The 13,734-nt window shown below is 65.3% G+C and carries 15 protein-coding genes; 9 read left to right on the top strand and 6 right to left on the bottom strand.

From position 1 onward, the window contains the following. The first annotated feature begins 50 nt into the window (after positions 1–50). Together BI327_RS25410 and argJ are read left to right on the top strand one after the other, a co-directional pair. Positions 51–989 carry a peptidylprolyl isomerase gene (locus BI327_RS25410; RefSeq protein WP_076864006.1) on the top strand — a complete coding sequence of 313 codons (939 nt, stop codon included), beginning with the start codon at positions 51–53 and terminating at the stop codon, positions 987–989. A 415-nt stretch (positions 990–1,404) separates the two neighbouring features. Continuing rightward, positions 1,405–2,646, top strand: coding sequence for a bifunctional glutamate N-acetyltransferase/amino-acid acetyltransferase ArgJ (gene argJ, locus BI327_RS25405; RefSeq protein ID WP_076864282.1), 1,242 nt, complete (start codon positions 1,405–1,407; stop codon positions 2,644–2,646). Between the two features lie 284 nt (positions 2,647–2,930). On the opposite strand, the gene BI327_RS25400 is transcribed toward argJ, so the two are convergent. Next, positions 2,931–4,280, bottom strand: a complete 1,350-nt coding sequence (locus BI327_RS25400; protein ID WP_076864005.1) for a TadE/TadG family type IV pilus assembly protein — start codon at positions 4,278–4,280, stop codon at positions 2,931–2,933. Between the two features lie 177 nt (positions 4,281–4,457). Here BI327_RS25400 and BI327_RS25395 point away from each other — a divergent pair, with 177 nt between their 5' ends. Continuing rightward, entirely contained in the window at positions 4,458–4,868 is a 411-nt protein-coding gene (locus BI327_RS25395; RefSeq protein WP_076864004.1) for a (deoxy)nucleoside triphosphate pyrophosphohydrolase, read from the top strand. Positions 4,869–5,293: 425 nt separating this feature from the next. Here the strand turns inward: BI327_RS25395 and BI327_RS25390 are convergent, their stop codons facing one another. Continuing rightward, positions 5,294–6,136: a methyltransferase domain-containing protein gene (locus tag BI327_RS25390; protein ID WP_076864003.1), complete on the bottom strand. Its 843-nt coding sequence runs from the start codon at positions 6,134–6,136 to the stop codon at positions 5,294–5,296. A gap of 78 nt (positions 6,137–6,214) precedes the next feature. Here BI327_RS25390 and BI327_RS25385 point away from each other — a divergent pair, with 78 nt between their 5' ends. The 5 genes from BI327_RS25385 to BI327_RS25365 all read left to right on the top strand — a co-directional run bounded on the left by BI327_RS25385 (position 6,215) and on the right by BI327_RS25365 (position 9,243). Next, a complete protein-coding gene (locus tag BI327_RS25385) occupies positions 6,215–7,024 on the top strand; it encodes a ComF family protein (RefSeq protein WP_076864002.1) in 810 nt (269 codons plus the stop codon). Positions 7,025–7,053: 29 nt separating this feature from the next. Next, a complete protein-coding gene (gene grxC / locus BI327_RS25380) occupies positions 7,054–7,326 on the top strand; it encodes a glutaredoxin 3 (protein WP_076864001.1) in 273 nt (90 codons plus the stop codon). Next, positions 7,326–8,201 carry a carbon-nitrogen hydrolase family protein gene (locus tag BI327_RS25375; protein ID WP_076864000.1) on the top strand — a complete coding sequence of 292 codons (876 nt, stop codon included), beginning with the start codon at positions 7,326–7,328 and terminating at the stop codon, positions 8,199–8,201. The genes grxC and BI327_RS25375 overlap by 1 nt, the downstream gene beginning before the upstream one ends. After that, on the top strand, positions 8,198–8,671 hold the full coding sequence (locus tag BI327_RS25370) for a DUF1178 family protein (protein ID WP_076863999.1): 474 nt from the start codon (positions 8,198–8,200) through the stop codon (positions 8,669–8,671). The genes BI327_RS25375 and BI327_RS25370 overlap by 4 nt, the downstream gene beginning before the upstream one ends. Positions 8,672–8,802: 131 nt before the next feature. Further along, positions 8,803–9,243 (top strand): EamA family transporter, encoded by a 441-nt coding sequence (locus BI327_RS25365; protein ID WP_076863998.1) that lies wholly within the window; start codon positions 8,803–8,805, stop codon positions 9,241–9,243. Here BI327_RS25365 and BI327_RS25360 read toward each other — a convergent pair whose 3' ends face one another. The 4 genes from BI327_RS25360 to BI327_RS25345 all read right to left on the bottom strand — a co-directional run bounded on the left by BI327_RS25360 (position 9,244) and on the right by BI327_RS25345 (position 12,178). Then, the gene (locus BI327_RS25360; protein ID WP_076863997.1) at positions 9,244–10,143 is read right to left on the bottom strand and encodes a DMT family transporter; all 900 of its coding nucleotides are present in this window, start codon (positions 10,141–10,143) and stop codon (positions 9,244–9,246) included. It lies immediately after the preceding gene. Positions 10,144–10,312: 169 nt separating this feature from the next. Then, the gene (locus BI327_RS25355; RefSeq protein ID WP_076863996.1) at positions 10,313–10,594 is read right to left on the bottom strand and encodes a GIY-YIG nuclease family protein; all 282 of its coding nucleotides are present in this window, start codon (positions 10,592–10,594) and stop codon (positions 10,313–10,315) included. Between the two features lie 319 nt (positions 10,595–10,913). After that, complete coding sequence (ubiG, locus tag BI327_RS25350) at positions 10,914–11,696, bottom strand: bifunctional 2-polyprenyl-6-hydroxyphenol methylase/3-demethylubiquinol 3-O-methyltransferase UbiG (protein WP_076863995.1); 783 nt, start codon at positions 11,694–11,696, stop codon at positions 10,914–10,916. A 14-nt stretch (positions 11,697–11,710) separates the two neighbouring features. After that, positions 11,711–12,178, bottom strand: a complete 468-nt coding sequence (locus BI327_RS25345) for a PH domain-containing protein (RefSeq protein WP_076863994.1) — start codon at positions 12,176–12,178, stop codon at positions 11,711–11,713. A 219-nt stretch (positions 12,179–12,397) separates the two neighbouring features. On the opposite strand from BI327_RS25345, the gene BI327_RS25340 reads away from it, so the two are divergent. Then, positions 12,398–13,654: an aspartate kinase gene (locus BI327_RS25340; RefSeq protein WP_076863993.1), complete on the top strand. Its 1,257-nt coding sequence runs from the start codon at positions 12,398–12,400 to the stop codon at positions 13,652–13,654. Positions 13,655–13,734 lie beyond the last annotated feature (80 nt).

Below are 13,734 nucleotides of genomic sequence, written 5' to 3'. Positions count from 1 at the left end.
GCGAGTGTCCGCCCCGCTCGAGCTTCCCCCCTTTGAGACAAGGATTTTGCATGACCACCTCGCCTCCGGAATCCAAGACCGGCCTGCGCCTCGGCCTCGCCACCCTGGCCGCCACGGGCTGTCTTGTCGCAGTGCTGGCTGCCGGCCTTCCGGTCCGCGCCGCGGAGTCCGATCCGGTGCTGGCGAAGGTCAACGGTTCCGAGATCCATGCCAGCGACGTGGCGCTCGCCGAGGAGGAACTCGGTCCCAGCCTGCAGCAGATGGACCCCTCGACCCGCAAGGACAACGTGCTGTCCTTCCTGATCGACATGAAGATCGTGTCCAAGGCCGCCGAGGACAAGAAGATCGAGAACAATGACGACTTCAAGAAGCGGCTCGCCTTCACCCGCAACCGCCTGTTGATGGACAGCCTGCTTGCCAGCGAGGGCAAGGCCGCGACCACCGACGACGCCATGAAGAAGGTCTACGACGAGGCCTCCAAGCAGATCACCGGCGAGCAAGAGGTGCGCGCCCGCCACATCCTGGTCGAGACCGAGGACGAGGCCAAGGCGATCAAGGCCGAGCTCGACAAGGGCGCTGACTTCGCCGAGCTCGCCAAGAAGAAGTCCAAGGACCCCGGCGCCTCCGACGGCGGCGACCTCGGTTTCTTCACCAAGGAGCAGATGGTGCCGGAATTCTCCGCGGTCGCCTTCTCGCTCGAGCCGGGCAAGATCTCCGATCCGGTCAAGTCGCAGTTCGGCTGGCACATCATCAAGGTCGAGGAAAAGCGCAACCGCAAGGCGCCCGACTTCGAGCAGGTGAAGGCCCAGATCGAGACCTATGTAACCCGCAAGGCCCAGGCCGACTATGTCGCCAAGCTGCGCGAAGCCGCCAAGGTCGAGCGCATGGACAAGCCGGCCGAGACCGCCAAGGACGCCACCGCGCCGGCGGATGCCGCCAAGGACGCACCGAAGCCCGCCGACAACAAGATGGCGCCGGCGAAGAAGTAAGCTTCGCGAAGCTGAACTGATCGAAGTTGCGATGGCCGGGTTCGTCCCGGCCATTTGCGTTTGGCGACGTCTTAACCTCCCCTTGAAAAGGGGAGGTCGCTTTGCTCGCCAGAGCAAAGCGGGTGGGGATCTGCTCTCTCCACTAGCGTCGTCGTCCGCGGCTGACCCCCATCCCGACCTTCCCGCTTTCAGGGGGAAGGAGAAGTAGGAATGCGTAGCTCGGATGGAGCGCAGCGAAATCCGAGGCCGCTCTAACCGCGGATGGACTGTCCCGGATTGCGCTTCGCTGCACCGGGCTACGGCTCGTTGCTCTTTGAACGATTCATGACAACCGGCGTTCACGTCACAGCCCTCTCCCGCTTCAGCCGGTGAGATGATATGCAGCGCTTCCCTCCCCGTAGCCGGAAGCTTGCCGATGTCCACCGCCGTCTCCCCCCTCGCCCCGCCTGACGTTCCCGAGATGCCCGTGATCGCGGGGGTGCGGCTTGCGACCGCCGCCGCCGGCATCCGCTACAAGGGGCGCACCGACGTGCTGCTCGCGCTGCTCGACAAGGGCACTACGGTGGCCGGCGTCTTCACCAAGTCGAAATGCCCGTCGGCGCCGGTCGAATGGTGCCGCGCCAAGCTGAAGGGCGGCGCTGCGCGCGCGCTGGTGGTCAATTCCGGCAACGCCAACGCTTTCACCGGCAAGACCGGCAAGGCCTCCACCGCGCTGACCGCGCAGATCGCGGCGAAGGCGGTCGGCTGCTCGACATCGGATGTGTTTCTCGCCTCCACCGGCGTGATCGGCGAGCCGCTCGACGCCACCAAGTTCGACGGCGTGCTGGCGCAGCTCGCGGAGACCGCGACCCCCGACCTCTGGATGAACGCGGCCCGGGCAATCATGACCACCGACACCTTCCCGAAGGTCGCAACCGCGACCGTGAAGCTCGGCAAGGCCAAGGTGACGATCAACGGCATGGCCAAGGGCGCCGGCATGATCATGCCCGACATGGCGACCATGCTGTCCTTCATCTTCACCGACGCGCCGCTGTCGGCTGGCGTGCTGCAATCGCTGCTCAAGGCCGGCGTCGAGGACACCTTCAACGCGCTGACCATCGACGGCGACACCTCGACCTCGGACACGCTGCTCGCCTTCGCAACCGGTGCTGCGGCCGCCAACGGCGCCCCGAAGATCTCGCGCGCCAGCGATCCGCGCCTGAAGGCCTTCAGCAAGGCGTTCCAGCAGATCCTCGCCGACCTCTCCGAGCAGGTGGCGCGCGACGGCGAAGGCGCGCGCAAGCTGGTCGAGGTCGTGGTCGAGGGCGCCACCACCAAGCCGTCGGCGCGCAAGATCGCGATGTCGATCGCCAATTCACCGCTGGTGAAGACCGCGATCGCCGGCGAGGACGCCAATTGGGGCCGCGTGGTGATGGCAGTCGGCAAGGCCGGCGAGCCCGCCAACCGCGACAAGCTCTCGATCTCCTTCAACGGCATCCGCGTCGCCAAGAGCGGCGCGCGCGATCCGTCCTACAATGAGAAGGAAGTGTCGGAGGCGATGAAGGCGCCGAAGATCCAGATCAAGGTCGCGCTCGGCCTCGGCAAGGCCAAAGACCGCGTGCTGACCTGCGACCTCACCAAGGAATACGTCGCGATCAACGGCGATTACAGGTCGTAAGCGCTACCCATCGCCACAACCTCCGTCATTGCGAGGAGCGAAGCGACGAAGCAATCCATCCTTCCGAGCGTGCGGACAGATTGCTTCGCGGAGCCTGTCATCCGGCGGCGCTTCGCGCCGACCGGGTGGCTCGCAATGACGGAATCAGTCCCGTCATCCTGAGGTGCGAGCAAAGCGAGCCTCGAAGGGTGCACGGCCCCGCCGGCGCCGACCGGAGAGAGCCCGGCCGTCGACCCTTCGAGACGGCCGCTGCGCGGCCTCCTCAGGGTGACGGTGAGAAAGCCTCAGCTCGAGATCCGCGCGTCGGCGATCGCCTTTTTGAACAGCGCGTTCATCGCGTCCGCGATGCCCTGGGTCGGGCTGACCTCGAAATAGAAGCCCGGCGACGCGCAGGCCTGCATGTTCTGCGCGACCTGGCTGTTCGGCGACGGGCCGAACGGGCCCTGGTTGAACGGATCGATCCAGGTCATGTACCAGTTGTTGGTCGGCAGCTGCAGGTAGGTAGTGTAGAGCACCGCGATCTTGATGCCGCGGTTCTTGATTGCGGTGCAGAGAGCCGGATTGATCGGCGACTGGCAGCGATTGCTGCCGGTGATCGGCTTCAGGCAACTTGAATTCGGCTCGTCGGCGACCCCGTCGGAGACGAAGAACAGATATTTGAGCGGCGCCGACGAGGTGCCGGCGCCGGGGTTTGCGATCGCATTGCTGATCTGCGGAAAGATCGCGGTGAACTGGCTGTCCTTGTCCGCGGTGTAGGCATCGTTATTGCCGTAAACACCCATCAGGTCGATGTTGCCGGCCGCCGACTTTGCGCTCGACAGGCTCGACGACAGGGTGAACAGGCTGCGCAGGCCATAGGTCTTCGACGACGCGCCGAAGTCATAGATCGCCATCCGGAACTGGTTGGAATAGGTCTGCGTCGCCGCCGCGGTGTCCATCAGCTGCTGGGTCGCGCTGCGCAGCACGTCGATCCGCGTCGTGACGCCGAGCGTCTTCGCCAGATTGTAGTAGTTGTTGGGGTCGTTGTAGTCGTGGCAGGCGAAGGCGCATTGATCGTTCGGCTTGAAGCTGTTGCCGGTGGTGGCCGCGACCAGGGCGGCGACGTCAGTCGGCGTGGCGCCGACGCCCATCGACGGCGAATTGTCGAGCAACAGATAGAAATCGACATAGAGCGGCATGTTCGCGGTCGAGGTCGACGTGCCCGACACGGTCATCTTGCTTTGCCCGATCACGCCCATGAACATGGTCGGGACTTCGGCGGTGAACTGCACCGTCGAGGTGATCGTGCCGCCGCTCTTGGTCATGGTGGGCGTCACGCTCTTCAGCGTGAAGCCGTTCTGGTTGAAGATGTTGCCGTTGAAGATCGTCTTCGCATCGGCTTCGCCCGCCGAGATCTCGCCGTCCGAGGTCATCGCGCCGGCGGCGATGAAGCCGGGCGACGCCTTGGAGACCGATCCGACGCTCGCCGCGTCGGCGGCGGAAATCAGCTTGCTGCGGATCTGGTTGGCGCGGGAATAGTCGACCGCGCATCCGACGGCGACCATGAGCGGCAGCAGAGCGAGGCCAAAGATCATGGCGATGTTGCCGGAGCGATCGCGGCGGAAACGGCGGATGGTCCGGATCAAGGTGTGCATGGGTTATATCGGCAAAGAAGATGATGGGTCGATAAATGAGACGCCTCACTCTGCCGTTGGCGAATTAAGGCCGAATTATCGCGCGCGCAGAAAAGACCCGCAGATACAAATCGTTTGGCTGGCGGCGCGGAGCTGGTTAATGAAAGCTTGCAGACTATAAGGGACATCCGTTGCCGCATGGCTGACATCAAGCTGACTCTCGTCGTCGCCTGCGCGCTGGTCGACGCCGACAAGCGCGTGCTGCTGGCGCAGCGTCCCGAAGGCAAGGCGCTGGCGGGGTTGTGGGAATTCCCCGGCGGCAAGATCGAGCCCGGCGAGCGGCCGGAGCAGACGCTGATCCGCGAGCTGCATGAGGAGATCGGCATCACCGTGAGCGAGCCGTGCCTGGCGCCGCTGACCTTCGCGAGCCACGCCTACGAGACTTTCCATCTCTTGATGCCGCTCTACATCTGCCGGCGCTGGGAGGGCATGGCGGTGGCACGCGAGGGCCAGAACCTCGCCTGGGTGCGGGCCAACAAACTGCGCGACTACCCGATGCCGCCCGCGGACATCCCGCTGCTGCCGCATCTGATGGATCTATTGCTGTGACCTTCTTCGCCTCACCCACCCGGGGGAGGCACGTTGCCAAAATATCGAAAACAACCCCATGCAAAGGAGCCGGCGGCGGCCGGCGCTCGACGATTGCTCCTTGACACGTCGGGCAACTCGCGGGCATATTTCCATTATTCCGAAATCGTGCAGGCAACCGTCGCCCACCTTGTGAGAGAGGTTGGATCGGATCGGCAACTGCGATCAACCGTAAGGGACACACGGTGGACGGGCTCCCTCCCCCCTTGCGGGGGAGGGCTGGGGAGAGGGGTGCCACACGGCGCGCTCTCTCAGCATGCATCTTGAAGACGGGCGGAGAGTTGCGAAAGCGATGATCACGCTCGTATCTCGCCCGGGGCCACCCCTCTCCCCAACCCTCTCCCGCAAGGGGAGAGGGAGCCCTGGCATCCTGCGCCCCTAACAGCTCAACGCTTCAGACCCTTCACCGCAGCTGCCAAGCTCGCCTTCGCGGACCCCGGCCGCAGCGGCTTCGGCTGGCTTTCATGCGGCGCCCAGCCGGACAGCCAGACGATGTCGAAGGTGGCGCGGATGCGGCCGTCGGGATCGGCGAAGCGTTCGCCGTAGATTTGCGCCATGCGCAGCATGGTGGCGCGGCGGGTCGGGGCGTGACGGCGCTCGCGCAGCACATTGGTGGCGCCCATGCGCCTGAGGTCAGCCATCAGCGCGAACGCGTTTGAATAGCGCACCACGACGCGGTCGACGTCGGTCACCGGCAGCGCGAATCCTGCCCGCTGCAACAGCGCGCCGATGTCGCGGAGGTCGGCGAACGGCGCGACGCGCGGCGACACCCCGCCCTCGCACTCCGCTTCCGCCGCGGCAAAGCTTTGCCGCAGCTCGGTCAGCGTGTCGCCGCCGAGCATCGCAGCGAGCAACAGCCCGTCCGGCTTCAGCGCGCGGCCGATTTGCGCCAGCACACCCGGCAAATCATTGACGAACTGGAAGGCCAGCGCCGAGACCACGAGATCGAGCGACTCGGGCGACAGGCCGAGCGATTCGACCTCGCTGAAGCCAAGCAGATCGACCGCGGCGACACGCCCGCGCAGCGCGTCCGCAAGCCCGTCACCCGGCGTCCAGACATCGGCGGCCGCCGAAAAGCTCCGCGACACCGCCTGCAACCGGTCCGCCATGTCCTCGGTGGCGCGTTCGAGCAGGAACGTCGCCGCCCCCGCGGCCTGCGCACGCGCCAGCCGCGCGCCGAGCAAGGCGCGATCGAACAGAATGGGAGCTGAGGCCGGGGTCGTTGCCATCCGCGCTGGTTACGCCGGACCGCCGCCGCAGGCAATGCGCCTTGAGCCCGCGTTGCCCAAACGCTAGCCTCATCAGCCATGGACGCCGAGGCCTCACCGACACGCTCCATTTCCGGTCACCTGCAGCGCGCCCTCGGCGCGGTCGGCGGGGCTTGGCTGCGCACCGCGCGGCTCATGCTCGACATCGCGCTGCCGACGCTGTGCGTGTCGTGCCGCGAGCCGGTTCATGGCGAGGGCGTCTGCGCCGCCTGCTGGGCCAAATTGTCGTTCATCGCGCCGCCATTCTGCCCGCGGCTCGGCATTCCCTTTGTCTACGATCCCGGGCCCGAATTGCTGTCGATGGAGGCGATCGCCAATCCGCCGGCCTATCAACGCGCCCGAGCCGCGGTGCGCTATGACGACGTCGCACGCACGCTGGTGCACGCATTAAAATACCAGGATCGCACCGATCTGGCGCCGACAATGGGCCGCTGGATGGCGCGGGCGGGGAAGGAATTGCTACGGGACGCCGACATGCTGGTGCCGGTTCCCCTGCATTGGCGGCGCGGCTGGAGCCGGCGCTACAACCAGTCCGGCGCGCTCGCCAAGGTGATCGCGCGCCAGAGCGGCGTCAAAATGGTCTCCGAGGCGCTGCGGCGCACCCGCGCCACCGAGCAGCAGATCGGGCTGTCGCGCAAGGACCGCGCCAGCAATGTGCAGGGCGCATTCGGGGTCGCCGGTGAACGCAAGGCTGACGTCCAGGGCCGCCATGTGGTCCTCATCGACGACGTCCTGACCTCGGGCGCGACAGTGGATGCCTGCGCGCGGGCACTGCTGCGCGCCAAAGCGGCGCAGGTCGACGTGCTGGTGTTTGCCCGGGTTGTCGATACCCACCGTGCTCCCATATAATCTGACATTCTGGTTCAACCGAGTGCACCATGACCGCTGCCATTGAAATCTACACCCGCCCGGGCTGCGGTTATTGCACCGCGGCCAAATCGCTGTTGACGCGCAAGAACGCCGCGTTCACCGAATTGAGCGTCGCCAGCGACCCGGCCTATCGCGACGAGATGTACGACCGCGCCGGCGCGGGCTCGACCTTCCCGCAGATCTTCATCGGCAAGACCCATGTCGGCGGCTGTGACGAGCTCTACGCGCTCGATCGCGAGGGCAAGCTCGACGGCCTGCTCAGCAACGGAGGCGGCGCCTGATGACGGACAACATTTTCACCGCCGCCATGGTGCAGATGCGCACCGGTCTGTTGCCCGAGCCGAGCCTCGAGCAGGGCACGCGGCTGATCCGCGAGGCGGCGGCGCAGGGCGCCAAGTACGTGCTGACGCCCGAGGTCAGCAACATGATGCAGCTGAACCGCAAGGCGCTGTTCGAGCATCTGGCGAGCGAAGAGGACGACAAGTCGCTCAAGGCCTACCGCGCGCTCGCCGCCGAACTGAAGATCCATCTGCATATCGGCTCGCTGGCGCTGCGCTACTCGCCGGAAAAGGCGGTCAACCGTTCGTTCCTGATCGGGCCCGAGGGCAATTTGCTCGCGAGCTACGACAAGATCCACATGTTCGATATCGACCTGCCGGGCGGCGAGAGCTACCGCGAATCCGCCAACTACCAGCCGGGCGAGACCGCCGTGATCTCCGACCTGCCCTGGGGCCGGATCGGGCTGACGATCTGCTACGACGTGCGCTTCCCGGCGCTCTATCGTGCGCTTGCCGAGGCCGGCGCATCGTTCCTCACCGTGCCGTCCGCCTTCACCCGCAAGACCGGCGAAGCGCATTGGCACACGCTGCTGCGCGCCCGCGCCATCGAGACCGGCTGCTTCGTGTTCGCCGCCGCGCAAGCCGGCCTGCATGAGAACAAGCGCGAGACCTTCGGGCATTCGCTGATCATCGACCCCTGGGGCGAGATCCTCGCCGAGGGCGGCGTCGAGCCGGGCGTGGTCCTGGCCGAGATCGATCCCGCCAAGGTCGAGACCGCGCGCAAGACCATTCCCTCGCTACAGCATGGCAGGCGTTTCGGCATTGCCGACCCCAAGGCCGGCCCGGAGCATCTGCACCTCGTCCGGGGTTCGGCATGATCCGCTACACGCTGCGCTGCGAGCGCGGCCATCAGTTCGAGAGCTGGTTCCAGAGCTCCGCGGCCTATGAAACGCAGGAGCGACGTCACCTGATCGATTGCCCGGCGTGCGGCTCAGACAAGGTCGAGCGGGCGATCATGGCGCCGCGGGTCATCGGCAAGAAGGGCCGCGAACCGGCTCAGCAGCCGGCGCCGGCGGCCCCTGTCGAGCCGACTGCCAATGAATCGACCTCGCTGATGATGGCGCAGGAGCGCGAACTGCGCAGCAAGCTGAAGGAGCTGCGCGACCACATCGTCAAGAACGCCGACAATGTCGGCGAGCGCTTCCCCAACGAGGCGCGCAAGATGCATTACGGCGATATCGAGCACCGGCCGATCTATGGCGAGGCCTCGCCCGAAGAGGCGCGCGCGCTGATCGACGAGGGCGTCGAGGTCTCGCCGCTGCCGACCCTGCCGGAAGATCGGAATTAGGGCGAACCGCCTCCCCCTCGTCATTGCGAGGAGCGAAGCGACGAAGCAATCCAGCTTCGGACTTGCTGCGCTATGGATTGCTTCGCTTCGCTCGCAATGACGGGTGGGGCCAAACCGGCCGAGCGTCCCAGATGACCCCCGAGACGTTTTCCTCCTGGCAGGCCTGGGCGTTTCTCTCCGCCGTGTTCGCGGCATTGACCGCGATCTTCGCCAAGGTCGGCGTCGAGGGCATCAACTCCGATCTCGCCACCCTGATCCGCACCGTGATCGTGCTGATCACGCTGTCGGCGATCCTGTTCGCAACCGGACAATTCACCCAGCCCGGCCCGATCTCGGTGAGGAGCTGGCTGTTCCTGCTGCTGTCCGGGCTCGGCACCGGCGCGTCGTGGATCTGCTATTTCCGCGCGCTCAAGCTCGGGCCCGCCACACTGGTCGCGCCGATCGACAAGCTCAGCGTGGTGCTGGTGGCGCTGTTCGGCGCCGTCTTCCTCGGCGAGCGTCCCACGGCCTATGGCTGGATCGGGATCGCACTGATCTCGGCCGGCGCGGTGCTGATCGCGGTGAAGGGTTAATTACGCGGCGATCAGGAGCGCGACGCCGATCACGATCAGGACGATGCCGAACACCTCGCGCAGCGAGAACGGCTGCTTGAGCGAAAAATACGCCACACCCTGCGCGAACAGCACCTCGATCAACGCCAGCGTGCGCACATTGGCCGCTGCGGTGAGCGCGAACGCCAGGAACCAGAATTGCGAGGAGAACGCGCCCATGAAGCCCGCGAACATCGAGGGCCGCCACAGCTTGAGGATCGACTTCAGCACGTCGGGCGCGCGCAGCAACAGATAGACCGACAGGATCAGCGTCTGCACGAACAGGCTCCACATCAGCGTGTAGGAGGCCGCCGTGACAAACGAGACTGATGGCACCGCGATGATCGCGCCGCGAAAGCTCACCGCCGAGATCGCAAACACCGCGGCGGCGCCGAGACCGAGCACCGTCGGGCGCAGATCCGCAAAACTCCTCGAGCCGCCCGGCCGCAGCGCGGTGATGACGACGCCGACGGTCGCGATCACGATCGCGATCACCTTTGATGTCGTGAGGTGATCGCCGAGGAAGATGAAGCCGAAGATCGCGGTCTGGATCGCCTCGGTCTTCATGTAGGCCGTGGTCACCACGAAGGAGCGATCGTTCATCGCCAGCAGCATGAAGCCGGTGCCGACGATCTGGCTGAGCGCGCCGGACAACAGCCACGGCCAGAACGACGCCATCGGCCACGGCACGCCATCGCCGGTCGCGATGATCGCGAGCACGAAGAACACCACCGAGAACGGCAGGCCGAACAGGAAGCGGATATTGGTCGCGCCCCAGGTCCCGAGCGGCCCCGTCAGCTGCCGCTGCATCGCATTGCGCGCCACCTGCCCGAACGCAGCGACGATTGTGAAGGGGATCCAGAGCGAGGAGAGCGTGAGCATGCGGGATGAGGAAAGTATACGGGCGGGTATATGCGCGCAGCGTGACGATTGCGGCTGACATGGTCAACTGAGCCAGCGCATGACTGGATTGCGCGAGCGCCCCAAACTCGGTGTCGTCCCTGCGAAAGCAGGGACCCATAACCACAGGGTGTCGTTTGTGGCACGCCAGTCAGACAAGCAGGTCGCTGAGGTCCCGCCACTCCGGGTTATCACGCTCGATCAGCTCGATCTTCCAGTCTCGCTTCCATTTCTTGAGCTGCTTCTCACGTGTGATGGCCTCCTCGGCGCGTTGATATGATTCGACATGGACAAGGCGGTAGACGGCGTAGGTTTTGACGAACGACGAGCCTTTGCCGTTGCGATGCTGCTCTAGCCTTGTCTGAACGGAATTCGTCACGCCGATATAAAGCGTGCCATGGCGTCGGCTGGCGAGGATGTAGACGTAGTACATGCAGGGAACGCAGACCTCGCCCGATTATTCGGGCCGGTGGTTATGGGTCCCTGCTTTCGCAGGGACGACACCTCTCGGGAGGACACAGCGTCTCACATCTCCACCACTCGCGCCACAAGCTCCGCGTCGCCCCTGCGAAAGCAGGGGCCCATAACCACAAGGAGCTGATTGGGGCACACCGGTCAGACAAGCAGATCGCCGAGGTCGAGAATGTAGATGCAGTACGTGCTCGGAACGCGGACCTCGCCCTATTATTGGGGCCGGTGGTTATGGGTCCCTGCTTTCGCAGGGACGACACCGAATGTGTGGGTACGGTGCCCTACATCTCTTCCGCCACCACCATGTAATTCACGTCCATGTCGGTCGAGACTGTCCATTTGTCGGCGAGCGGGTTGTAGACCACGCCGGCCTGCTCGGTGACGGTGAGGTTGACGTCGCCGAGATAGCGCTCGAGCTCGGCGGGGGTGACGAACTTGCTCCACTCATGGGTGCCGCGCGGCAGCCAGCGCAGCACGTATTCGGCGCCGACGATCGCGAGCGCAAAGCTCTTCCAGTTGCGGTTCAGCGTCGAGACCACCATCAGCCCGCCGGGCTTGAGCATGGCGGCGCAGCGCTTGATGAAGGCGCCGACGTCGTTGACGTGCTCGACCACCTCCATCGCCAGCACGATGTCGAAGCGCTCGCGCGCGTCCATGTCCTCCACCGTGGTGCAGCGGTAGTCGATCGACAGATGGCCCTTGTCGGCGTGCAGCTTTGCCGCCGCGATGTTGGTCGCGGACGGATCGATCCCGATCACCTGGGCCCCTAACCGCGTGAACGGCTCGCACAACAGCCCGGCGCCGCAGCCGATATCGAGCAGGCGCAGGCCGGACAGGCAGTTCAGGCTCTTGGCGTTGCGCTCGAACTTGCGGCAGGCGGCGTCGCGAATATAGGTCAGGCGCAGCGGATTGATCTTGTGCAGCGGCGCCATCTTGCCGCGCGGATCCCACCATTCATCCGACAGCTTTGAGAACTTCGCGACCTCGGCCGGATCGACCGAGCTGGCGGAAGCATTGGCGGAGGAACTGGCGGAAGAACCGGAAAGAGTTGTTTGCGTGGCCATGATTGCGCGCGCCCCTATCGCGCGGTGATCGAATTGCGGAACGACAGCGGCGAGGCGATGGTCTTGATGATCTCAATGCCCTCGCCGACGCCGCGGATGGTGACGTCGCCATAATTGAGCAGGCGCCCCATGATGCTCTGGTTGACGTCGACGCTCTCGACCTTGTCGAGGCTCATCTCGAAGGTGCGCCGCTTGATGAAGCCGCTCTTGTGCACCACGCGGAAGTTGGTGACGTCGGTTTCCGTGGTCCAGCGATGGAACCAGGCCGCGCCGGTCCAGTACAGCGCCGCGACCGCGACCACGGCGGCGGCCGCCAGGCAGGCCAGCACGAGCCCGTCGACCGTCGTCATCCGCGACAGGATCAAGAGCGCCAGCACCACGATCCAGGCCCCGATCGCCGGCAGATAGTACATCCAGTGCGCGTTGGTGGAGTACAGCACCTTCTCGCCAGGCTGCAGGATTTCGTCGATATAGCGTCCCATCCAATCCGCCTTCGCGTTACCCCGAGTCGCCCCTGTGCGTCACACTTGCGCCACAGCCCGCCCGCAACCGGTAAAACACCCCCGAAGGACCCCAAATGAGCCCTACCACCGGCTTGCCCCCGGGCGCGGCGCTATGTATACGCGCCTTTCGGTCCCCGCGCTTGCGGTTTTCGGCGTGGGTTAACCTACTTATCCTCTTAAAGGAATAGACGCGTCGTCATGGGCCGCCTCGTGATGAAATTCGGCGGTACGTCCGTCGCCAATATCGATCGCATCCGCAACGTCGCGCAGCATGTGAAGCGCGAGGTCGACGCGGGCCACGAGGTCGCCGTCGTCGTCTCCGCGATGTCCGGCAAGACCAACGAGCTGGTGGCCTGGTGCACCGAGGCCTCGCCGATGCACGACGCGCGCGAGTATGACGCCATCGTCGCCTCCGGCGAACAGGTCACCTCGGGCCTGCTGTCGATCGTGCTGCAGGGCCTCGGCATCCAGGCGCGCTCCTGGCAGGGCTGGCAGATCCCGATCAAGACCTCGGACGCGCATGCCTCGGCGCGCATCCTCGACATCGACGGCACCGAGATCGTCACCCGCTTCAAGGAGCGCAAGGAAGTCGCTGTCATCGCCGGCTTCCAGGGCATCAATCCCGACACCGGCCGCATCACCACGCTCGGCCGCGGCGGCTCGGACACCTCGGCGGTGGCGATCGCGGCGGCGCTGAAGGCCGACCGCTGCGACATCTACACCGATGTCGACGGCGTCTACACCACCGATCCCCGCGTGGTGCCGAAGGCGCGCCGGCTCGACAAGATCGCATTCGAGGACATGCTGGAGCTGGCCTCGCAGGGCGCCAAGGTGCTGCAGGTTCGCTCGGTGGAACTCGGCATGGTGCACAACATGCCGATCTTCGTGCGCTCCAGCTTCGACAAGCCTGAGGATATCGACCCGCACGCCAACCAGCCGCCGGGCACGCTGATCTGCAGCGAGGAGGAAATCATGGAAATGCACGTCGTCACCGGCATCGCCTTCTCCAAGGACGAAGCCCAGATTTCCGTGCGCCAGATCGAGGACAAGCCCGGCGTCGCCGCGGCGATCTTCGGGCCGCTCGCGGATGCCAACATCAACGTCGACATGATCGTGCAGAACGTGTCGGAGGACGGCAAGACCACCGACCTCACCTTCACCGTGCCGGCCACCGACTACAACCGCGCCAAGGATACGATCACCTCGGCCAAGGCCAAGATCGGGTACGCCCGGCTCGACACCGCAACCGACGTCGCCAAGGTCTCGGTGATCGGCAGCGGCATGCGCAGCCATGCCGGCGTCGCAGCGAAGGCGTTCAAGGCGCTGTCCGAGCGCAACATCAACATCCGCGCCATCACCACCTCCGAGATCAAGTTCTCGGTCCTGATCGACGCCGCCTACACCGAACTCGCGGTGCGCACGCTGCACACGCTGTACGGCCTGGACCAGGCGTAACCCATGGAACCCTCTCCCCTTGTGGGAGAGGGTCGCTTCGCGCAGCGAAGCGGGGTGAGGGGTCTGCCTCCGCGGATAGA

The sequence above is a fragment of the Bradyrhizobium mercantei genome, from assembly GCF_001982635.1.
Classification (GTDB): domain Bacteria; phylum Pseudomonadota; class Alphaproteobacteria; order Rhizobiales; family Xanthobacteraceae; genus Bradyrhizobium; species Bradyrhizobium mercantei.
This window is presented reverse-complemented; position numbering and strand designations above follow the sequence as displayed.